Origin of the sequence: Nesterenkonia sedimenti, from assembly GCF_012641515.1 — a bacterium.
GTDB classification, from domain to species: Bacteria; Actinomycetota; Actinomycetes; order Actinomycetales; family Micrococcaceae; genus Nesterenkonia; species Nesterenkonia sedimenti.
Genome location: NZ_JABAHY010000002.1, coordinates 23,285 through 44,747 on the forward strand (window position 1 = coordinate 23,285; position 21,463 = coordinate 44,747).

Annotated in this window: 20 protein-coding genes and 2 tRNA genes; 17 read left to right on the plus strand and 5 right to left on the minus strand. The window is 63.1% G+C overall.

From position 1 onward, the window contains the following. Positions 1–9 precede the first annotated feature (9 nt). The 17 genes from HGQ17_RS03025 (at position 10) to HGQ17_RS03105 (ending at position 16,369) form a co-directional block, all read left to right on the plus strand. Positions 10–1,107, plus strand: coding sequence for an S-(hydroxymethyl)mycothiol dehydrogenase (locus HGQ17_RS03025; RefSeq protein ID WP_168886502.1), 1,098 nt, complete (start codon positions 10–12; stop codon positions 1,105–1,107). Between the two features lie 37 nt (positions 1,108–1,144). Beyond that, positions 1,145–1,783 carry an MBL fold metallo-hydrolase gene (locus HGQ17_RS03030; RefSeq protein WP_168886503.1) on the plus strand — a complete coding sequence of 213 codons (639 nt, stop codon included), beginning with the start codon at positions 1,145–1,147 and terminating at the stop codon, positions 1,781–1,783. A 179-nt stretch (positions 1,784–1,962) separates the two neighbouring features. Continuing rightward, positions 1,963–3,774, plus strand: coding sequence for a hypothetical protein (locus HGQ17_RS14980; RefSeq protein WP_211090397.1), 1,812 nt, complete (start codon positions 1,963–1,965; stop codon positions 3,772–3,774). A 190-nt stretch (positions 3,775–3,964) separates the two neighbouring features. Then, complete coding sequence (locus HGQ17_RS03040; RefSeq protein ID WP_168886481.1) at positions 3,965–6,484, plus strand: hypothetical protein; 2,520 nt, start codon at positions 3,965–3,967, stop codon at positions 6,482–6,484. Between the two features lie 313 nt (positions 6,485–6,797). Then, complete coding sequence (locus HGQ17_RS03045; RefSeq protein WP_324615165.1) at positions 6,798–8,594, plus strand: DEAD/DEAH box helicase; 1,797 nt, start codon at positions 6,798–6,800, stop codon at positions 8,592–8,594. Between the two features lie 161 nt (positions 8,595–8,755). Next, a tRNA-Thr gene (locus tag HGQ17_RS03050) sits at positions 8,756–8,827 on the plus strand. A gap of 95 nt (positions 8,828–8,922) precedes the next feature. After that, positions 8,923–8,996, plus strand: a tRNA-Met gene (locus HGQ17_RS03055). 93 nt (positions 8,997–9,089) lie between these two features. Then, complete coding sequence (locus HGQ17_RS14985) at positions 9,090–9,647, plus strand: hypothetical protein (protein WP_211090398.1); 558 nt, start codon at positions 9,090–9,092, stop codon at positions 9,645–9,647. 189 nt (positions 9,648–9,836) lie between these two features. Further along, the gene (locus HGQ17_RS03065) at positions 9,837–10,241 is read left to right on the plus strand and encodes a DUF4333 domain-containing protein (protein WP_168886504.1); all 405 of its coding nucleotides are present in this window, start codon (positions 9,837–9,839) and stop codon (positions 10,239–10,241) included. 22 nt (positions 10,242–10,263) lie between these two features. Further along, positions 10,264–10,524, plus strand: a complete 261-nt coding sequence (locus tag HGQ17_RS03070) for a hypothetical protein (RefSeq protein ID WP_168886505.1) — start codon at positions 10,264–10,266, stop codon at positions 10,522–10,524. 4 nt (positions 10,525–10,528) lie between these two features. Further along, complete coding sequence (locus HGQ17_RS03075) at positions 10,529–10,984, plus strand: FAS1-like dehydratase domain-containing protein (RefSeq protein WP_168886506.1); 456 nt, start codon at positions 10,529–10,531, stop codon at positions 10,982–10,984. Then, positions 10,984–11,445 (plus strand): MaoC family dehydratase, encoded by a 462-nt coding sequence (locus HGQ17_RS03080; RefSeq protein WP_168886507.1) that lies wholly within the window; start codon positions 10,984–10,986, stop codon positions 11,443–11,445. The genes HGQ17_RS03075 and HGQ17_RS03080 overlap by 1 nt, the downstream gene beginning before the upstream one ends. Positions 11,446–11,562: 117 nt before the next feature. Next, the gene (locus HGQ17_RS03085; RefSeq protein WP_168886508.1) at positions 11,563–12,480 is read left to right on the plus strand and encodes a substrate-binding periplasmic protein; all 918 of its coding nucleotides are present in this window, start codon (positions 11,563–11,565) and stop codon (positions 12,478–12,480) included. A 47-nt stretch (positions 12,481–12,527) separates the two neighbouring features. Continuing rightward, positions 12,528–13,373 (plus strand): amino acid ABC transporter permease, encoded by an 846-nt coding sequence (locus tag HGQ17_RS03090; protein WP_168886509.1) that lies wholly within the window; start codon positions 12,528–12,530, stop codon positions 13,371–13,373. Next, complete coding sequence (locus HGQ17_RS03095) at positions 13,370–14,134, plus strand: amino acid ABC transporter ATP-binding protein (protein WP_168886510.1); 765 nt, start codon at positions 13,370–13,372, stop codon at positions 14,132–14,134. The genes HGQ17_RS03090 and HGQ17_RS03095 overlap by 4 nt, the downstream gene beginning before the upstream one ends. A gap of 21 nt (positions 14,135–14,155) precedes the next feature. Further along, positions 14,156–15,298 carry a UDP-N-acetylmuramate dehydrogenase gene (locus HGQ17_RS03100; RefSeq protein WP_324615166.1) on the plus strand — a complete coding sequence of 381 codons (1,143 nt, stop codon included), beginning with the start codon at positions 14,156–14,158 and terminating at the stop codon, positions 15,296–15,298. Between the two features lie 3 nt (positions 15,299–15,301). Continuing rightward, positions 15,302–16,369: an aldo/keto reductase gene (locus HGQ17_RS03105; RefSeq protein ID WP_168886511.1), complete on the plus strand. Its 1,068-nt coding sequence runs from the start codon at positions 15,302–15,304 to the stop codon at positions 16,367–16,369. 53 nt (positions 16,370–16,422) lie between these two features. On the opposite strand, the gene HGQ17_RS03110 is transcribed toward HGQ17_RS03105, so the two are convergent. The 5 genes from HGQ17_RS03110 to HGQ17_RS03125 form a co-directional block, all read right to left on the minus strand. After that, positions 16,423–17,985: a tripartite tricarboxylate transporter permease gene (locus HGQ17_RS03110; RefSeq protein ID WP_168886512.1), complete on the minus strand. Its 1,563-nt coding sequence runs from the start codon at positions 17,983–17,985 to the stop codon at positions 16,423–16,425. Continuing rightward, positions 17,982–18,449: a tripartite tricarboxylate transporter TctB family protein gene (locus HGQ17_RS03115; protein WP_168886513.1), complete on the minus strand. Its 468-nt coding sequence runs from the start codon at positions 18,447–18,449 to the stop codon at positions 17,982–17,984. The genes HGQ17_RS03110 and HGQ17_RS03115 overlap by 4 nt, the downstream gene beginning before the upstream one ends. 6 nt (positions 18,450–18,455) lie before the next feature. Then, on the minus strand, positions 18,456–19,424 hold the full coding sequence (locus HGQ17_RS03120) for a Bug family tripartite tricarboxylate transporter substrate binding protein (protein ID WP_168886514.1): 969 nt from the start codon (positions 19,422–19,424) through the stop codon (positions 18,456–18,458). A 78-nt stretch (positions 19,425–19,502) separates the two neighbouring features. After that, complete coding sequence (locus HGQ17_RS14990; RefSeq protein WP_211090399.1) at positions 19,503–19,634, minus strand: putative transporter small subunit; 132 nt, start codon at positions 19,632–19,634, stop codon at positions 19,503–19,505. 5 nt (positions 19,635–19,639) lie between these two features. Then, the gene (locus HGQ17_RS03125) at positions 19,640–21,358 is read right to left on the minus strand and encodes a sodium:solute symporter family protein (protein WP_168886515.1); all 1,719 of its coding nucleotides are present in this window, start codon (positions 21,356–21,358) and stop codon (positions 19,640–19,642) included. Positions 21,359–21,463: the final 105 nt, after the last annotated feature.

Genomic DNA, 21,463 nt, shown 5'->3' on the forward strand with positions numbered 1-21,463 from the left:
GAGCCTGCCATGCCGCATACCGTCAACGCAGTTATCGTCACTGAGAAGGACGCTCCGGCCGAAGTTACCCAGATCATCGTCCCCGACCCCGGCCCCGGTGAGGTGATCGTCGATGTGCTCACCTGCGGCGTCTGCCAGACCGACCAGCACTTCCAGCAGGGCGAGGTCGGTGACAACTTCCCCTATCTGCTCGGCCACGAGGCCACCGGGCGGGTTTCCGAAATCGGTGACGGTGTGACCAATGTGAAGGTCGGCGACAAGGTGATCCTCAACTGGCGGGCCGTCTGCGGCGAGTGCCGGGCCTGTAAGAAGGGCGATCTGAAGTACTGCTTCGACACCCATAACGCCGAACAGAAGATGACGCTGACCGACGGCACCGAACTGGAAGCCGCCCTGGGCATCGGAGCATTCACCGAGAAGACCCTGGTCGCTGCCGGACAGTGCACAGTGATCGACGACGTCGACGACGCCTCCAATGCCGCCGTCGGCCTGCTCGGCTGCGGTGTGATGGCCGGAATCGGTGCTGCGATCAACACCGGTGAGGTCAAGCGCGGCGAATCTGTGGCCGTCATCGGCTGCGGCGGCGTCGGAACTGCCGCGATCGCCGGGGCCAAACTGGCCGGTGCCACCACCATCATCGCGGTGGATCTTGACCCCCGGAAGCTGGAGAAGGCTCAGGAGCTGGGCGCAACCCACACGGTGAACTCCAAGGAGACCGACGCCGTGGAGGCTATCCAGGAGCTCACCGGAGGATTCGGTGCCGATGTGGTCATCGACGCCGTGGGCATCCCGGCCACCTATAAGCAGGCCTTCTACGCCCGTGACCTCGCCGGTCGTGTGGTGCTGGTGGGGGTTCCCGATCCCACCCTGAAGATCGAGCTGCCGCTGCAGGACTTCTTCAGCCGCGGCGGATCCCTGAAGTCCTCCTGGTACGGCGACTGCCTGCCCTCCCGGGACTTCCCGATGCTGGTGGACCTCTACCAGCAGGGCAAACTGGACCTCGATGCCTTCGTCACCGAGCGGGTGAAACTGGACCAGGTCCAGGAAGCCTTCGAGACCATGAACCGTGGAGATGTGCTGCGCTCCGTCGTCGAACTCTCCGCCTGAGCCAGAAGTACATCACCCAACGAAGGAGTAACAGAACATGGCTGCACGTATTGACCATTTGGAAACCTCGGGTACCTTCTCCCTCGACGGCGAGACCCACCAGGTGGATAACAATGTCTGGATTGTCGGCGACGATTCCGAAGTGATCGTCATCGACCCCGCACACGATGTCGAGGCTGTGGTTTCGGCAGTCGGCGGGCGGCGGGTGGCCGCCATCCTGCTGACCCACGGACATGATGACCACATCCGCCAGGTCCAGGAGGTCAAGAGCAAGATCGGTGGTCAGATCCACCTCAACCCTGAGGACCGGATGCTCTGGGACCAGGTCTTCGAGGGTGTTGAACCCGATGCCGAGATTCAGGAGGGCGATACCTTCTCCGTGGCCGGCATCCAGCTGAAGGCCCTCCACACACCCGGGCATTCTCCGGGATCCACCTGCTTCTTCGCCGAGGAGCTGGAGGGCAAGCCCGTGCTGTTCTCCGGCGACACCCTGTTCCAGGGCGGCCCCGGAGCCACCGGTCGCTCCTTCAGCAGCTTCGACACCATCATCGAGTCCATCCGGACCAAGCTGTTCGAACTTCCCGGTGACACAGTGGTCAACACCGGCCACGGCCCCTCCACCCGGATCGGTGAGGAATCGCCCAAACTGCAGGAGTGGATTGAGCGGGGCCAGTAAAGTCCCCATCTGAGCAGCGCTGATGCGGTGGTCCAGCACCGAATGGTCTCGTCAGATGACTTTTCTGTGCTGGATCACCACCAGTGCACCTTGATTGCGTAAGGTGGAGCTAGCCGTTCTTATAGTCAGGGCTATAAGAGCCGGAACGGACAGACCATTGAAAGAACGAGGAGTCGGACGTGACGGATAACCCGAACCACCCCGGCGGACCGGGTCCTGAGCAGCCTCAGAACCCCCCGCAGCCAAACCCCGCCCCGCCACCTGGTGCTGCACCACCGCCACAGCAGCCTCCGGCTCAGCCCCAGTACCAGCAGCCGCAGTATCAGCAGCCCCCGCAGCAGGGCGGTTACCCGCAGCAGCCGCAGCAGGGTGGATACCCGCCGCAGGGCCAGTACCAGCAGCCGCCTCAGGGTTACCAGCAGCAGCCTCAGGGGGAGGATGATGCTGAGGTTTCGGTCCCCGACTTCCTTAAGGCCGTGCGCGGTCGTCACCTGGCTGCCTTCGGCATCGGCTTCGGTGTTCTCTACGGCATCCTGGTCGTCGTCGGCCTGCTGACCGTCATTGGTCTGCAGATCGGTGACGTCATCGGCTCCGGTGCGGTCTTCGACAGCTACTCCGCGCCCTGGGCGTTCTTCACCTTCCCCTTCCAGTTCGCCGGCCTCTGGCTCTTCGGTGTGTTCGGCCACGCCGATTACGACGGCGGCATGTGGGCGCCGAATATCATCCTGCTGGTGATCGCAGCCTTCGTGGCGATCAAGATCGCCCGGAAGTTCGGCAATAAGGGCGAGGAGCCCCTGGAGAACCTCGCTTGGGGCGCCAAGATCCTGCTCGTGGCAGCCCTCTCCCTGGCAGCTGGCCTGCTGACTCTGCTGCTGAGCTTCGCCCTGGCCTACCGCGGCGACGGCGGAACCCAGTCGGTCACCGGATTCGCCCTGTTCTTCGGTGCATTCCTGACCTACCTCACCGTGGCCTTCCTGATCGCCACCCCGGTCAGCCTGCTCAGCCGGATCGGCCGGATCTTCTCCCGCTTCCTGCCCGCAGCTGGCGGTGCATGGCGCGTGGTGGCAGTGCACTTCCTCATCATCGCCATCCCCGCATGGATCTACACCATCATCTTCTTCGGTGTTGAAGTCGGTCCCGTGGGTTGGAACTTCGGCAGCGAAGAACTCGGTGCTGCAGGCATCCTCACCTTCTTCGCCTGGATGAGCCAGGCCGCTATCGGCGCCTTTGTGGTTCTGAACTCCGGTGGAGTCTCCGAAGCAAGCGTGGCGGCCGAACTCTTCGGTGAAACCACCAGTGATGACACCCTGAGCTTCTACACCGGCCACTTCGCCTGGTGGGAGGTGCTGGTCAGCATCCTGCTGGGCCTGATCGCTCTGTTCGCAGCATCCCTGAGCTGGCGTCTGGTCCGGGACAACCGGAAGCAGGCCCTGGCCAACCCACTGTCCTGGGCGACCCTGCCGACTATCTACCTCCTGGTCGCGGTCATCTTCACCTTCTTCGGCCGGTACATCTTCACCGATAGTTTCAACCTGGGACCGGCCTGGTGGACCTTCGCGCTGTTCATCGTCATCGGTGTGGTCATTGATGTGCTCTCCCGGTTCGTTTCCCCCTTCATCGTCGGGTTCCTGCCCGGCAGCATCAAGAAGCTGCTGGCTGTGGGCAAGCCCCACGAGTTCGCTGGAGCTACCGCCCCGCAGCGCACCCAGCAGCAGCCGGGCTACCCGCCGCAGCAGCCTCCCCAGCACCAGGGCGGCTACCAGCAGCCCCCGCAGCACGGTGGCTACCCGCAGCAGCCGGGTTACCCACCCCAGCAGCCGCCGCAGGGCCAGCCTCCCCAGGGCCAGCCCCCGCAACACGGTCAGCCGCAGCCGCCGCAGCCAGGCCAGCAGCCCGGTTACCCGCCGCAGCAGCCTCCGCAGCAGGGTGGCGGCCACCAGCCGCCACAGCCCCCTGCACCGGGGCAGCCGCCGGCACCGCCGCAGAGCTGACCAGCTCAGGCTGTAACTAAATATTCGTAAAGAAATGACTATGGGCCGGCTCCCCTCCACGGAGGGGAGCCGGCCCATAGTCCGTTTCCATCGACCTGTCACCGTTCGGACAACTTCCAGGACACACCAAGAAATGCGTCTAAGGTGGAACTGTCACGCAGTCTGGGCGGAAAGAAAATGAGGAGTCGCAGTGACCAATCAGGAGCATGAGGACGGGCAAAACCCTCAGGGGGAGGGCGGGAACACCCCCGGTCCTCAGGGCCCCCAGGAGCCGTCCCATGAGCCCGGTGAGCAGCCCACTGCTCCGGACCAGGCCCAGACCTCACAACAGCCATACACGCCACAGCAGGCTTCCCCTCAGCAGGACCCCGCCTGGCAGGCTCAGCCCGAACAGCAGGCTCCCAGCTACCCGCCCCAGCAGCCTCAGCCGGGTCAACCTCAGGACTCCTCACAGCACTACCAGGCTCCGCAGTATCCGCCGCAGCAGTACCCAGCAGCACAGGGTCAGTGGCCCCAGGACCCACAGCAGTCGCCCCAGCAGGCCGGCCAGCCGTACCAGGATCCCTACCAGCAGCAGCCGCAGGGCAAGGGGCAGCAGCCTGGCTACCAGCCTGATCCCTATCAGCAAGGACAGTATCAACAGGGTTATTACCAGCAGCAGTACTCTCCTGTGCAGACGCAGGATCAGGGCCCGTCGGCACCTGAGATGCCGGCCTTCCTGAAAGGCCTGCGTCCCCGCCATTTCTTCAAAGCACTCGGTGCAATGCTCATCGGCTACGCCGTCGTGCTGGTCCTTTCGGTGCTGACTGCCATCGGCTTCATGATCGACGCAGTGAGCACCAGCGATCTGCCCGACAGTGAGGCCATCGGAGAATTCACTGACCTCTTCGGCACACCCGATTTCAGCGACTGGTTGGCGATTCTGACTGTTCCCTTCCAAATCGCGGGAATGTGGCTCTTCGGACAGATTCAGTTCGAGATGAGCCTGCCGGACTTCTTCGGTGAGATCTTCGCGGGGACCGGCTTCAACGCCAGCCCCGATATGGTCGTCGAGGCCTGGTTGCCGAACCTGTTGGTAGCCGCAATCGCAGCCTCCATCGCTGTCTGGGCGGGACGGAAGATGGCCCGCCGCGGTGCACAGTCCCAGTTGGCTGAACTCCACGCCGGAGCCAAGATCATCGTCAGCGTTCTGGTCTCTGCCGCCCTGGCCGGACTCACCCTCCTGCTCACCTGGGCCACCACATTCCGGCAGTCCCTGGACATGACTCAGGCCATGGAGGCCGACGGCATGACCCAGGATGACCTCGAAGAGATGGGGCAGTTCTTCGACGTCGATGTCAGTGATATGGACATGTCCTTCACTGTCAGCACTGCCGGGTTCAGCCTCTTCATCGGCGCTTTCGTCTTCTACCTGATCATCGGTCTGATGGTCACCCTGCCGCCGAAGGAGAAGTCCACTGCACCCCGTGGACTCAGCAAGCTGCTTCCCTCGAGCAATAAGGCCCCCAAGGCAGTGGCTACCCATGTGTTGATCCTCAGCCTTCCCGCGATCATCTATACCACGGTGCGTTTGGTCATCGATGAGGGCTGGAGCATGCTGGTGTCCTTCTTCACCTGGGCCTCCAACGCCGGAACGATGTCCATTGTCTGGATGACCTCGGGTGCGAACTACTTCTCAGGCGGAATGCGCGCCAACTCCGAAATCGATCCCTCCGGTGAGATGAATGAATCCGGTTCTGCGCCCTTCTACCTGTGGAGCTCCGGGCTGGAGGATATGCAGAACAGCGAACTCGGCTCCGAATTCGCTGATGATGTCCAAGACTCCGATTGGATCTCCGGTGTCATCTTCGAGGGCTTCCAGTGGTGGGAGCTCACGATTGCCATCGCACTGGGCGTCATCGCCGTTTTGGCCACTGCCATGGTCTGGGCCAAGGCCCGGGAGAAGCGCACCCGCGGTTTCCGCGCCGTCACCGGATGGCTGACTCTGCCGCTGAGCTACGGCCTGCTGGGTCTGCTGCTGATGTTCTTCAGCCAGACTCACTTCAGTATGGACATGATGAGCATGGTTTCGGCAGACATCTCTGTGGCCCCGGCATGGTGGACCTTCCTGATTCTGATGATTGTGGGCCTCGTCGTCGAGCTGTTGTCACGATTCGTGATGCCGCTGTTCATCCGGGGAGCCAAGAAGCCAAGGAACCCAGCGCCCACCTACGATCCTGCTCAGCAGGAACAGGCCCCCTACGGTCAGCAGGGTCAGCAATCCGCACCTCAGCAGCAGCCGGCCTATGCTGCTCCCGGTGCCGCGCCGACCCAGCCCTATACCGTGCAGCAGCCGGCTTACCCCCAGCAGCCGCAGCAGCCGGATCCCTATCAGTACCCGCCGCATCAGTACCCTCAGCAGGGCTACCAGGGGCAGGGTTATGAGCAGCCCGGTCAGTTCCAGCAACCTCAGGGGCAACCCGGTTATGGGCAGCCTGGATACCCGCAGCCTGAGCAGTTCCAACAGCCGCAGGGGCAGCCATATCACCAGGGCAACCCGCAGCAGCAGCCGGAGTACCAGCAGCCCTATCCGTATCAGCCACCTCAACAGGGTCAGTGGGCCCCGCCGCAGCAGAACCCGCAGACCGAAACCGGGCAGAACCAGGAGCAGAATCCTGGTCAATCCCCAGGTCAAGGCCAGCAGCAGAACCCCGATGCGGGAAATCAGTGACTGATGCCGTAGACTAGTGGAGTCCTCCGGATATCCCGTTTATCTGTGCAGACTCCTGGCGCGCCCGACTAACCTCCGGGCGGTAGGTCCGGTCGAGACTCTTGTGTTGTGTCACGGGCAACTCCGGAACCCCAATAGCGGTCCGTCCCTGTGAACACCTCCGTGTGAAAACCACCTGATGAATCCTGCTGTGCCCATGCACTGCAGGCATGCCCAAAGCATGCCCAGTTCGAGCACCAGTGGTTGAAGAATCTTGCCACCGAAGCGTTTTCGCAGGGGATTGGTCCGCCCCAATTGTGACTAAGGAGTCATAGTGACCGAAGAAACACAGCAGCAGACCGTACCGTTCAACGAGCTGGGACTAGATCCCCGGGTCCTGGAGACCATCGAGCAGATGGGCTACGAGAACCCCTCGCCCATCCAGGCAGAGACCATCCCTCACCTGATCGCCGGCCGGGACGTCGTCGGGCTTGCCCAGACCGGGACCGGTAAAACCGCAGCCTTCGCGCTGCCGGCCCTGACCCATATGGCCCAGTCCTACGACGCCGGCGACCTCGGGTCTGCGCCCAATACGCTGGTTCTTGCTCCCACCCGCGAACTGGCGATCCAGGTGGCTGAGGCTTTCAGCAGCTATGCGGCCAAGACTGACGGTATCTCTGTGCTGCCCATCTACGGCGGTGCTCCCTATGGGCCGCAGCTGGCCGGTCTGCGCCGCGGAGCCAATGTTGTGGTCGGTACCCCTGGCCGCGTCATCGACCATATGGCCAAGGGATCTCTGGACCTTTCCGAGGTTCGGCACCTGATCCTGGATGAGGCCGATGAGATGCTGCGCATGGGCTTCGCCGAGGAAGTCGACAAGATCCTGGCCCAGACCCCGGAGACTAAGCAGGTTGCCCTGTTCTCCGCCACTATGCCCAAGGCCATCCGCCGGATCAGCGAGGACTACCTCAATGATCCGGTGGAGGTGGCGGTGAAGACTAAGACCACCACCGGTGCCAATATCCGTCAGCGGTTCGTGTTCATCAAGCACCACGCCAAGCCTGAGGCCCTGGCCCGGATCATGGAGACTGAGCCGCATGATGCTGCCATTGTCTTTGTGCGCACCCGTTCGGCCACTGAGGAGGTCGCCTCGAAGCTGAGCGCCCGTGGGTTCCGCGCCCAGGCGATCAATGGGGATATCCCGCAGAACCTGCGTGAGAAGACTGTTGAGCAGCTCAAGGACGGCCGGATTGATGTTCTGGTGGCCACCGATGTCGCCGCCCGCGGTCTGGACGTGGAGCGGATCAGTCACGTCTTCAACTACGACATCCCCCTGGACACTGAGTCCTATGTGCACCGGATTGGGCGCACCGGCCGTGCCGGGCGCTCCGGTGAGGCCATCCTGTTCGTGACTCCTCGTGAGAAGCGTCTGCTGCGGGCCATCGAGAAGGCAACGCGTCAGCAGGTTGAGCAGATGAACCTGCCGACTGTGGCCGATGTGAATGCTTCGCGTCTGGAGCGTTTCTCAGAGCGGATCACCCAGACTCTGGCCGGTGAGGAGCTGGAGGAGTACCGGGGTCTGGTCACCAGCTATGTCTCGGAGCACAACACCCCGGCTGAGGATGTTGCCGCTGCGCTGGTGGCTATGGTTCACGACGGCCGGCCGCTGCTGCTGGATGAGCAGGCTGAGGATGATCTTGCGCGCGCTGCTAACCAGAGCTTCGACCGGGAGGACCGTGGTGGTCGCGGCGACCGCGAGCGTGGTCCCCGCGGCGGTAAGCACGGTCAGCCCTCTGCTGATCCGGGGAACGCGATCTACAAGATCGCCGTGGGTAAGAAGGACGGTGTGAACCCCGGGCATATTGTTGGGGCTATCACCGGTGAGGCCAACCTCCGGGGCAACCAGGTGGGAAGCATCAATATCTACCCGACCTTCTCCCTGGTGGAGCTGCCGAAGGATCTGTCGCGGGACCAGCTTTCAGCCCTGGGCAAGGCCCGGGTGGGTGGCCGTCAGCTGAACATCGAACTGGACTCCGGCCCCCATGGCACAGGTGGCTTCAAGAAGAAGTTCGACGGCGGCAAGAAGTTCGATAAAAAGGGCCCCCGCAAGGGCGGTTTTGCCAAGCGCTGATCGGCTGAGTAGGTGACTCCAAGCCGCCTCACGGGGCTCCTCGCTCGAGCCTATGAGGTGGCTGGAGCCCGGTGTGAGGGCGGCTGAGAGATGCCCATTAGCATGCGGAAGTACGCGGATTTGAGACCGGGTCCAAACTGGTGCTAAAGTGTACTGCCGTTGCCCCAATAGCTCAGTGGTAGAGCGCAGTCTTGGTAAGACTGAGGTCCCGGGATCGATTCCCGGTTGGGGCTCCGAATGAGAGCCCGCGGCGCAGCAGTTCTAAACTGATTCAGTTTTATCTATGCTGCGCCCGGGCAATTCTCATTCTGGACGAGCCATCGTCCGTGGCTGTGTAGCTCAGTCGGTTAGAGCGCACCACTCATAATGGTGAGGTCGGCGGTTCGAGCCCGCCCACAGCTACAGAATCCCAAATATGTAAGGCTCCGGATCGCATCAGCGCCCGGGGCCTTCGGCATCTCCACACAGCCAGGTGTTTAAGGTGTCATTCTCCCTATGCGCCTATCGATTTGGGCCATGCCAGGGGTTGAAGCAAGCCACTCCGAGGGGTTCGAAGTGTTTGGTGTTGCGGGTGGCAATGGTCATTCCGGCAGACTGAGCTACAGCCCCGATGAGGGCATCATCCAATGGCGCGTGCTCGGGAACGCGGAAAGTGGCGAGAATGCGCGCGGCTGGCAGATCAAAGGGCAGTATGCGGTCGGCAAAGGTCGGCAATACACGTTCCTCGAACCAGCGGCGCAGAATCTTGCCCCGAGCTATGTCGGTTCGCTCTTTGGTCACCACGCTGCGTTCGATCTCCGCGACGGCGACGTCGCCTCAGCCGACTGCGACGGGGCTCTGGACCGGGAAGAGGACGCAGAGCAAACCTGCACGTATGAGACCAACGACGGCGAAGAGTATGAAACTCTGGCGATCTACCAAGGTGTGATCGACGGAGATGACGGAGCAAAACCGCACATGGGCTTCACCTGGCACGAAGAGGCCGAGATTGATCTCGACGACCCGGAACTCGAAGAGCATGGGCCTTCGTCTTTCCCCGTCCCCGATGAGTAAGCCCTGACCGAGCCCAATGCGAGGTTGATGATGGCGGCAGAGACCCAGAGCGAGGTCTTTGCCGCCATCGCTTTCTCCTCAACCACCGGCCGCACTCGCGTAGTAATGCTGAAATGCGCGAAGGCGCGAAATCACGCGCCGATAGGATGGCACTAAGCTCAAACTCCTTCCTTTTGTCTGGAGACTTTCGTGAAGAAAACCTTCTTGGCTGCTGCTGCCCTGGCCATATTGACCCTGACCGCATGTGGCAGTGAGGACCTCTCGCAGTCAGAACTCGAAGAGGCCCTCGGCCGCGACGCCCCCGCCGGCATGGACTTTGACCTCAGCTGCGACAGCGGTATCGACCTCGAAGATGGCAGCTCCACCGAGTGCACTGTCGAATACGAGGGTGAGACCGAGCACAGCACGGTCACCTACGACGAGGAGAATCACCGGTTCGACTTCTCCGCCGGCGGTCGGCTCTACCTCGACGACATCGGCATCGACCGCGAGGGCGAAGGCGCCGGCGGCAGCACCGGCGGTCCCTTCGGCAATACCGGAAACAACGACGACGATGAGTCCGAGGAAGACCAGAGCAACGGCGTCGGCTGGTAATCCCACTTAGAATGGTCCAGCGATGACCAATAACGCGCAGTTGGACCCATGGAGCACAGGCACCCCCGCATACCGGGCTGCCCTGGTGATCGGCATGGGCGCCACGTTCCTCGGAATCCTGGCGCTGATCACCGCCGCATTCACAGACATCGGCGCACTGCGCACCACCGGGATGATCCTCATCGGCGCCGGAATCCTCAGCCACGTGATCGGCATCGGCCTGCGCAAACGCCAGGCCACCCAGATCATCCGGAACCGCCAATCCGCAGCCGGAAGCGAGTAAACACTTGAGCATCAACACCGCCCGCGAGGGGCACACCTATCCCAGCGTGGACTACCAGGTCGGCAGCGAGGCCATCCGTGAATTCGCTGTTGCCGTGAAGAACCAGCACCCCTCCCACCACCAGGCAGAAGCCGCCCAGGCATTGGGCCACCGCGACATCATCGCCCCGCCGAGCTTCGCCGTCGTCGTCTCTCAAAAGGCCGAAGCCGAAGTGGTCAAAGACCCCGAAGTCGGCATCGACTTCTCCCGGGTTGTCCACGCCGATGAGCGATTCACCCACCACAGCCCCATCACCGCCGGTGACAACCTCACCGCAGCCACCACCCTGGAACGCATCCGCATCATGGGCGCCGGGGCCATGGTCACCACCAGCACCGAAATCCACACCGAGGACGGCACCCGCCGTGCCACCGTCACCTCCAGCCTGCTGGTCCGTGCCGACGACGAAGAGGAGAACTGATGAGCCCCACACCCACCTGGGACCAGCTGGAAAAGGGTCAGAACATCGGCTCCACCACCTTCAGCCTCTCCCGCGCCGACCTCATCCGCTACGCGGCCGCTTCCGGGGACCACAACCCCATTCACTGGAATGAACGCTTCGCCCGCGAAGTCGGTCTCGATGGAGTCATTGCCCACGGCATGCTCACGATGGGGGCCGCCGTCGGACTGGTCACCGACTGGGCAGGCGATCCGGCCGCAGTCACCGATTACCAGACCCGGTTCACCAAACCTGTCCCGGTGCCCGACGCCGCCGAGGGCTCCCCGGAGACCGCCACCGCAGAACTGGCCGTCACCGGCAAAATCGGCAAGCTCGACGAGGATTCAAAAACCGCACGGGTGGACCTCACCGTCGAACTGGTCGAAGGCGAAGAACGCACCAAGGTGCTCACCAAATCTCAGGCCGTGGTGAGCTTCGGCTGACCAGGCCCTTCAGCACCCTCCGGTCAGAGTTGAGCGGCGTGATATCCGTGAAACAGGCCGGATGCGTATAATCTCGAAGCACTCACACTCAACGCACCATGGAATGGGGAGCACACCATGACCAGCCTTGCTGACCTTCAGCAGAAGCCGTGGCTGAAACCACTGGCCGCAGCCTCGATCGCCGCCCTGGCACTGACCGCCTGCGGTGACGACAATGGCGACGACAACGGAGAAGACGTCGACGCCGAATCCGAGGTGGAGACTGATATCGACATCGACGCCGATGTCCAGACCCTCGAAGAGGGCGAACTGCAGGTCTGCTCCGATGTTCCCTACCCGCCCTTCGAGTACTACGACACCGATGGCAATGTGGTCGGCTACGACATCGACATCGCCGCCGCCATCGCCGATGCCCTGGACCTTGATCTCGAGATCATCGAATCCTCCTGGGAAGGCCTGGAATCCGGCATCGCCCTGGAATCCCAGGACTGCGACCTGGTCATCTCCGGTATGACCATCACCGAGGAGCGCGCGGGCAATATGCTCTTCAGCGACCCCTACCTGGATGACAACCTGGGTCTGCTGGCCGCCGCCGAAGCCGGCATCACCTCCCTCGATGACCTCGAGGGCGCTTCCGTGGGTGTCCAGAACGGCACCACCGGTCACACCTACGCCGAAGAGGAACTCGGCCTCGATGTCCAGCAGTACGAGGACTCCGGACTGCTGCTGCAGGGCCTGGAGGCAGGACAGGTTGAGGCTCTGATCGGCAATATCTCCATCATCGGCTACCAGGCCGGCGACGACGACGCCTTCGAATTCGTCGAGGAGATCGACACCGGCGAGCAGCTGGGCATCGCAGCCCAGCAGGACAACCAGGAACTCATCGACGCCGTCAACGAAGTTCTGGCCGCACTGGAATCCGAGGGACTCCTCGAGGAAATCCAGCAGAACTGGTTCCACTCCGATGACACCCCCGACGAGGGCGAAGCTGAGGAAGATGACGACGACGATGACAACGACGAGGACGAGGACTGAGGAGTCACCCTGCTGCTGAGCACTCCGAAGGGGTGGGTTGACCGCTGATGGCGCTATCCAACCGAGACCGGGCCCGACTCTCACTGGGAATCCAGGCCGGAATATTTGTGGCCATCCTGGTCGCCCTGATCCTGATCATCGACTGGGGCGCTGTGCGCCGGAGCTTCTTCGATCTGGAGAATGTCTCCGGGATGTTCCCCGAGGTCATCACCATCGGCCTCTGGAACACGGTGCAGTACACCTTCTTCGGGTTCCTCTTCGGACTGCTCGGCGGCACCGTGCTGGCCCTGATGCGGATCGCCAGCTTCCCGGTCTACCGCTGGATTGCCACGATCTACATCGAGTTCTTCCGCGGTATCCCGGCGATCCTGGTGTTCATCGCCCTGGGCTTCGGGGCATCCCTGGCCTTTGGGCTGAACCTCTCAACCCTCCAGACCGCCTCAGCGGCCCTGGCCATCGTGGGATCGGCCTATATCGCTGAGACCATCCGGGCCGGTCTCCAAGCTGTGCCGAAGGGCCAGATGGAGGCCGCCCGGGCTCTGGGTATGCCGGCCTGGCGGGCCATGGTCACCATCCAGATCCCGCAGGCATTCCGGATCGTGCTGCCGCCGCTGACCAATGAGGCGATCCTGCTGACCAAGGACTCCTCACTGATCTTCGTGGTCGGTATGGCCGGCTCCGCCGCCGAGCTGACCAAGATCGGCCGCGACGGCATCCTCCAGTACGGTGCGGGTATGACCCCGCTGGTGGTCGCCGGTGCCTGCTACCTGCTGATCACCGTCCCGCTGTCCATCCTGGCCCGCCGCATGGAGGAACGCTCACCGGGGAAGTCCTCCCGACGCCGCGGCAAGAAGAAAGCCACCGAATCCCCAGTTACGGCAGGGGTCAAATGAGCACAGAAGTAACCGCACCAGCCGGCGTCGTCATCGAGGACCTGCATAAGTCCTATGGCGATAACGAGGTGCTCAAAGGCATCAGCGTCACCGTCAACCCCGGCGAAGTCGTCTGCCTCATCGGCGCCTCCGGCTCCGGCAAATCCACCCTGCTGCGCTGTGTGAACCGGCTCGAGGACCCCAACTCCGGGCGGATCACCGTCGGCGAGTTCGAGGCCACCGATCCCGATGTGAACCTTGATGCCATGCGCCGGCAGATCGGCATGGTCTTCCAGCAGTTCAACCTCTTCCCGCATCTCTCAGTCCTGGAGAACTGCACCATCACCCCCCGTCGGGTGCTCAAGCAGCCCAAGGCCGATGCCGAGCGGGGGGCCATGCACCAGCTGGAGCTGGTGGGACTGGACCACCTCGCCGACCGGCGGCCGGCACAGCTCTCCGGCGGACAGCAGCAGCGCGTGGCCATCGCCCGGGCGCTGACCATGAAACCCTCCCTGATGCTCTTCGACGAGCCGACCTCCGCACTGGACCCGGAGACCGTCGGCGATGTTCTGGGCATTATGCGTAACCTCGCCACTGCCGGAATGACCATGATCGTGGTCACCCACGAAATGGGCTTCGCCCGCGAGGTCGCCGACCGGGTGGTCTTCATGGACCAAGGCGTGGTCGTCGAAGAGGGCCCCGCTGATGAGGTCATCGGCAGCCCCAGCCAGCCCCGCACCCAGGATTTCCTGCGCCGCGTGCTCAACCCCCTGGGCGAATAGTCGCCGGTAGGCTTATCCGCTGTGACCACTTTGAACCAGAGCACCCCCCGGCAGTTCCGGGACCATACCACCGTCCGGGTAGGCGGCCCGGCAGGGGAGTGGATCCTCGCCGAGGATGAGTCCACCGCCCGCGAGGTGCTGCAGAAACACCACCTGCCCACTGCGGCTGAGCGCGCCGCCGGTAAGGACAGCCTCCTGGTGCTCGGCGGAGGATCCAACCTGGTGGTCAATGACAAGGGCTTCCCCGGAACCGTCCTGCAACTGGCGTTCACCGGTATCAGCGCCGAACCAGCCACAAACACCGACGACGACGCCGTCACCGTCACCATGGCAGCCGGACACAACTGGGACCAGGCCGTGGCCTGGACCGTCGAACGTGGCCTGACCGGCCTCGAGGCGCTCTCCGGAATCCCCGGGGCAGCCGGGGCCACCCCAGTGCAGAACGTCGGAGCCTATGGTGCCGAGGTCTCCCAGACCCTGCTGGACATCCGGGCATGGGACCGCGCCGAGGACGAACTGGTTGAGCTGAGCAACGCCGAGTTGGAATTCGGCTACCGGGACTCCCTGCTCAAACGCGAAACGATCAACGGCTCACCCCGCTACGTTGTTCTCTCGGTCCGGTTCCGGCTCACCCACCGTGCCGGCCAGGCGCTTTCAGCACCGGTCCGCTACGCCGAACTCGCCAGAAGCCTCGGCCTGGACCCTGCCGCACAGGAGGAACAGCGCCGAGCCCCGCTGGCCGAGGTCCGGCAGAAGGTGCTCCAGCTGCGTGCCGGCAAAGGCATGGTCCTCGACGCCGAGGACCACGACACCTGGTCCACCGGATCCTTCTTCACCAACCCCATCCTGCCGGCCTCGTCGCTTCCTGAACTGCCCGAGGGGGCACCCCTGTTCCCCGCAGGCACCTCAGCGGAGGGGGAGCCGCTGGTGAAGCTCTCTGCGGCCTGGCTGATCGACCGGGCAGGCTGCCAGAAAGGCTTCGGTGCTGAGCTCACCGATGGGCGGGCCTCCCTGTCCACCAAACACACACTGGCAGTGACCAACCGCGGGCAGGCCACGGCCGCAGACCTCATGACAGTGGCCCGGGCAGCCCAGCAGAAGGTGCAGGAGCGCTTCAATGTGACACTGCATCCCGAACCGGTGCTGGTTGGCTGTAATCTCTGATGCATGACTGATTCCGCACAGCCTGAGACCCTGCCAACACCTGCCACTGTCACTCTCGGAACCGGTCAGGCTGCGCTGACCACCACCAATATCGGCTACGGCGCCATGTCGATCGCCGGCGCCTACGGCAGCATCGCCGAGGACGCGGCACTTCAGCTGCTGGAGCATGTCTCCGAATCCGGTGTGAACTTCATCGACACCGCCAATATCTACGGCGACGGGGTCAGCGAGGAAATCGTCGGCAAATTCCTCACCGGACGCCGGGATGAGTTCGTCCTCGCCACCAAGGTCGGCATCGAAAAGGGCGGGGGAGTCGGCCAGCGCCGGGCACGCGGCGACTCTGCCTACATCAAAGAGCAGATCGACCACAGTCTGCGCCGGCTGGGCACTGACTATGTGGATCTCTACTACCTCCACCGGGTGGACCCCGAGGTGCCCATCGAGGAGAGCGCCGGGGCACTGGGGGAACTGGTCGAGGCCGGTAAGGTTCGCGGCATCGGGCTGTCCGAGGCCACCGGAGAAGAGATCCGGCGGGCCCATGCGGTGCACCCGCTCAGTGCAGTGCAGTCCGAATGGAGCATCTTCGCCCGGGACGTTGAAGTCCACGTGCTGCCTGCAGTGGCCGAACTAGGTATCGGCTTCGTTCCCTACTCCCCGGTGGGACGAGGACTGCTGACTGACCATTTCAGCCCCGATGACCTCACCGAGGGCGATGGTCGACATAACTTCCCCTGGTTCCAGGGAGAGAACCTCACACATAACCAGCAGCTGGCGCAGAAGGTTCGGCAAATTGCCGCCGAGGTCAGTGTCCCCACTGCAGCACTGGCCCTGAGCTGGCTGTTCGAGAAGGCAGCAGGTTTCGGTGCGACGATCTCACCGATTCCGGGGACCCGGTACGCCAAGCACTGGAATGAGCTGCAGGCTGGACTCGGTGCCGATGGCAGCGGAGGAACCGTCAGCGCCGCGGCCCTGGAACAGCTCGAGGGATTGGCCGCCGAGGTGGCCGGTGAGCGCAGCTTCAACTCCGGTTGGGTCTCCGGGGGCCGTGAGGGCCTAGTGCCCCGCCCCTGAGTGGCCAGAGGGCGCTGCGGCTCAGCTGCGTCGTCGTCGGGCCTTGTTGACCGCTAGCTGGTTGCTGCCGGGGGAGTCGTCGCAGCCGAGCTCTCAGAGTTCTCGCGGCGGATCATCAACCAGCGCATGATCGGCAGGCCCAGCACCAGTACAGCCACGGTGATCCAGATGCCGACGGCGATGGGCTGGGAGAAGAAATAGGTGAGATCCCCATTGGCGGCGGTGAGTCCCTGACGGAAATGCCGCTCCACCAGGGGGCCGATCAGTGCGCCCAGCAGCACAGGGACGATCTGGAAGTTGTACCGGATCATGAAGAAGCCGAGGATCGCCAGTACCGCGGCGACTGCGAGGTCGAACCAGCTGAGCCGGAAGGCGTAGATGCCGGCCCAGCACAGGGCCACCACAGTCGGCAACAGGATCCAGTTGGGCACCCGCAGCATGGCCACCCAGAGGCGGATGAAGTTCACATTGAGCACCAGCAGCATGATGTTGCCGATCAGCAGGGAGGCGATCAGCCCCCAGAAAAGATCGGGGTTGGTGCTCACCAGTTGAGGGCCGGGCTGAATGCCGTGGACCTGCATGGCCACCAGCATCACCGCAAGGGTTGCGGAAAAGGGCAGACCCAGGGCCAGCAGCGGGATCATCGAGGAGGTGGCGGCGGCGTTATTGGCTGCCTCCGGGCCGGCCAGGCCCGAGATGGCGCCCTTGCCGAACTTCTTGCGGTCCCGGCCGAACAGGGACTCCACCTTATAGCTGAGCAGGGTGGCCAGCGAGATGCTGGGGCCGGGCAGCAGTCCCATGCCGAAGCCGATGCCGCCGCCGCGGAACCAGCTGCCCCAGGAGTTGCGGACATCGTCGCGGGTGGGGATGAGGCTGCGCCAGCGCAGGGAGCCGACATAGGGGGTATCGCCGCGGTGGATGATGATCCGCAGCAGCTCGGCCAGGCCGAAGAGCCCCACGGCCAGGGCCACGATGCTCACACCCTGGGAGACCTCCCGGACGCCGAAGGTATAGCGGGCCGCTCCACTGATGGCGTCTTCTCCGAGGATGCCGAGGAACAGACCGAACGCCAGGGGCAGCAGGCCCCCGGCCAGGGACCCACCCATAATCCGGGCCAGCACGATCAGCCCACCTAGGGTGAGGGCAAAGAATTCTGCGGAGCCGAAGACCACGGCGGCCTGGGCGACCGGAGCGGCCACGAAGCTCATCAGGATCACACCGCCGGTTCCGGCGACGAAGGAGGCGATGGCGATGACACCCAGAGCGGGACCGGCCCGGCCCTGTTTGGCCAGGGGATAGCCCTCGAATGAGGAAACTACGGAGGGTGCCTCACCGGGCATATTCAGCAGCACTGAGGTGGTGGAGCCGCCGTACATGATCCCGTAGAACATTCCGGCGATGACGATCATCCCGGTCAGCGGATCGAAGACATAGGTCAGCGGCAGCAGGATGGCGGCACCGGTGACCGGTCCGATACCGGGGACCAGACCCATGATGGTGCCCAGCAGGGCACCGACCAGGGCGGCCAGCAGAAGTTCAGGGCTCAGGGCGATGCTGAGTCCGTGGAGCAGGCCCTCCATGGGGCCCATGGCCATGACGGTGTTCAACAGGTTCATGGCAGATTGATCTCCAGGACGTATTCAAAGATCAGCCAGACGGCCACAGTCATCACAGCCATCGCGATGGGGATCCGCCAGCGGAAGCTGCCTTCGATCAGTACCGCGAGCACTGTTCCGCCGATGAAGGCTACCGCGAGGAAACCGATATAGGGCAGCGCCAGTGCCCCGCCGAGGATGATGGCAACGGCGATGCCGAAGCGGCGCCAGGGAATGGTTTCATCGGAAAAACGCGCCCACCGGGATTCCAGCAGCGCGATAACCGAGGTCAGGGCCAGGAACCCGGCCACCAGCAGGGGAAAGAATCCGGGTCCGGGGCGGTCTAGTGTGCCCAGATCGTAGTTGTTCCACCCCACCCAGGCGGTGAGCCCGGCCAGGGATAGACCCAGGAGACCGGCGACAATCCAAGGGAGAGTCGCCGGTCTCTGATCAGTTTGGGGCTCGTCCAGGGATTCCTGGCTCATAAGTTCCTAGGGCTCCAGGAGCTCGTACTGGGATATGAGGTCTTCGATTTCATCCTGGGTGTCATCGTAGTCGAGCACCGCGTTGGGCAGTCCGATCTCTTCGAGATGCGCAGCCCAATCCTCGGACTCCACGATGTCCTCGAGAGCATCGGCCATATCCTCGCGGACTTCCTCGTCGACCTCATCGGAAGTCACCACGTAGAAGGTGGTGCCCATGGGGACCTCTAGGCCGAACTCGTCCAGGGTCGGGACATCGGGGTTGAGCGGCTCGGTCTCATCGGCCAGGATGCTCAGGATCTCGATCTCACCGGAGTCGATCTGTCCCTGCACACCGGCAGTAGTGCTGATCTGGGCGTCGACCTCACCGCGCAGGACAGCCAGAATGCCTTCCCCTGCGCCGTCGGTGTAGGGGACACTGCGCAGGTTCCAACCGTTCTGCTCATTGAGCAGCTGGACGGTGAGGTCAGTCTGTGCGCCCTCACCGGTGACGGCCACGCCCAGCTCTTCACCGGCCTCGGCTGCCTCGATGAAGTCATCCATAGTGTCGAATTCGCCATCTGCGGCCACCATCAGGGAGAAGGCGGATTCGCCGACCTTGGCCAGAGCTTCGTAGCCCTCAGTCTGGGTGTACTCCAGGCCCTCTTCGACAAGGGGCTGCCAGAGCAGCACATTCGAGGTGGCCAGGGCCAGGGTGGTGCCATCTGCCTCAGCGGAGAGCGCCTCGTTCAATGCGATAGTGCTCGCTCCGCCGGTGCGGTTGGTGGAGGTTACGTTGATGCCATGCTCGTCCTCGAGCTGATCGGCGATGCCGCGGCCCAGCAGATCGGGGGTTCCGCCGGCTTCGAAGCCGATGAGCATTTCGAGGTTGGAGTCTGGCCAGTCGGCGTCGGAATCGCCGTTATCGCCGCAGGCGGCCAGCAGCAGGCTGGAGGCAGCCAGCACACTGGCAACCTTAAGGGAGGTTTTTGGGGACATAAGAGTCAATTTTACCCCCCGGGCTCCTGTCTGCTGCTGGCGCGCAATCGGGCGTAACATTTTACTGTGAGGGGCGTCTCAGATGAGACTCTCGCCGTCGCGGCGGGCCTGGCGCCAGTCGACGATGAACCCTTTGACCAAGATTCCCAGCACTGCCAGCACAATGACCGGCCAGACGAGAACGTACAGGGTCAGAAGAATGGTCTCCATGGTGCTTAGCTCCTTCCGGTAGCAGTTGTCTGGTAGTCGGCGTCATCGGACTCAGTGGTCGCTGCGGCCGGCTCGTCAGTCTCCTCGCGCCGGTCGAAGTCCCCGACCCGCTCCTTGATCAGTGAGAAGTCGAAGGAGGCGCCACTGCGCACTGACATGGCGATGCAGACGATCGTGCTGACTGCGTAGGCCACCAGGGAGGCGCTGAGCACGGTGTATTCATGCATCCAGCCGAAGACCAACGGAAGGCTGATCACAGTGGCGGCTACACCGGTGATCTGCCCGATTCGTAGGCCGAAGAACCCGAAGGCCATAAGCCCCAGGATCACGCCGATACCGATGGCGTTGAGGAGGTCGATACCGATAGCGAAGATGGCCACATCCATCGGGACCCAGTCGAAGCGCACCGGCAGGAATACTGCCAGGGCTGCCAGCACCGAGGTTACGAAGGCGGGGTTGGTGACCTTCTTCCAGTAGAAACTGGCGATCACCGGGAAGACCAATGCACCCCAGAGCGCTCCGACGAAGACCAGCATGTCGAGAATATCCAGCTGCAGACCCGCGATGACCACTGCCGTGGCAGTTGCCACGATCATGGTGATCCGGCCGACGAACAGCATGGTCTTGGGGTTGGCCCGGCCCCGTTTGGCGATGTTCTGACCATAGATATCGGCCATCACAATTGAGGACAGGGCAGACAGATCGGAGTCAGCGGTGGAGGATAGTGCGCCGATGATGATGATCAGGAACAGCGCGATCAGCAGGGTCGGCAGGTACTCCGCGGCCATCTGCGGCACCAGGTTGTTGCTGTCGCCGTCGACGGGTTCCAGTCCCAGGTACAGCGCCATCACACCGAGCATGCCCACGCCGATCACCATTGCGCCGTAGCCGACTGTGGCGGTGACGAAGGTCTTCTTGATGAGGTCTTCTCGTACTGCGAAGAGGCGCTGGGCGATGGTCTGGTTGCCGATGGCATAGGCCAGAACTGCTGCGATATAGGGGGCGCCCTGTTCAAGGAACGCCTCCGAGGAGAAGAAATTGCCCTGTTCGGGTGTGAGGTTGGCCGAGCCGGTCTCAAAGGCCTCGGGGAAGCCTGCGGCGAAGAAGATGATGGGGATGATCACGCCCACCAGCAGAAGCATGGCCAGAACCTGCATAAAGTCGGTCAGGGCAGAGGCCCGGAAGCCTGACCAGAAGGTGTAGAGCAGCACACCGGCAGCCACGGCAATCACGCCCTGGACGAAGTTCAGGGGTGAGAACATGGCGATCAGAGCGCCGCCGGCTACGAAGTTGGTCATCAGGCTCATCACACTGCCGACCACATTGGATCCGGCCAGCAGCAGCTGACTGGAACTTCCGTGGCGGGCTCGCATGACCTCCGCGAGGGTGTGAGCCCGCGGGGCGACCTGACGGATACGGCGGCCGAAGGGGTAGATGAACAGAATCATCAGGGCGCCCCAGAGGCCATAGTGGATGGGGCCTGAGATCCCGTAGTTGTAGCCAGAGGTGGCAGAGGCATAAAGCGATGACGCCCAGATCCAGGTGGCGGTCATACTTGCGGCGGCAACGCCGAAGCCGACTTTATTGCCGGCGGTCATATAGGCATCCGCGTTTTCTTTGCGTTTGCGGATGCGCAAGGCGACGTAGAGCGTCAGCCCGTAGAACGCGATTAACAGCAAGACGACAGTTGCCGTGCTGAGGATTGGTGAACCAGTCTCCTCCATGCGGTCCTTTCTGTAATACCCTGCGGCAGGTGATGAGCCAAAAGTTTCCAGTTTCTACTCAGCTCGTTCTCACTGGAGTTCCAGTATTTGAGCCGTCGGTCATCA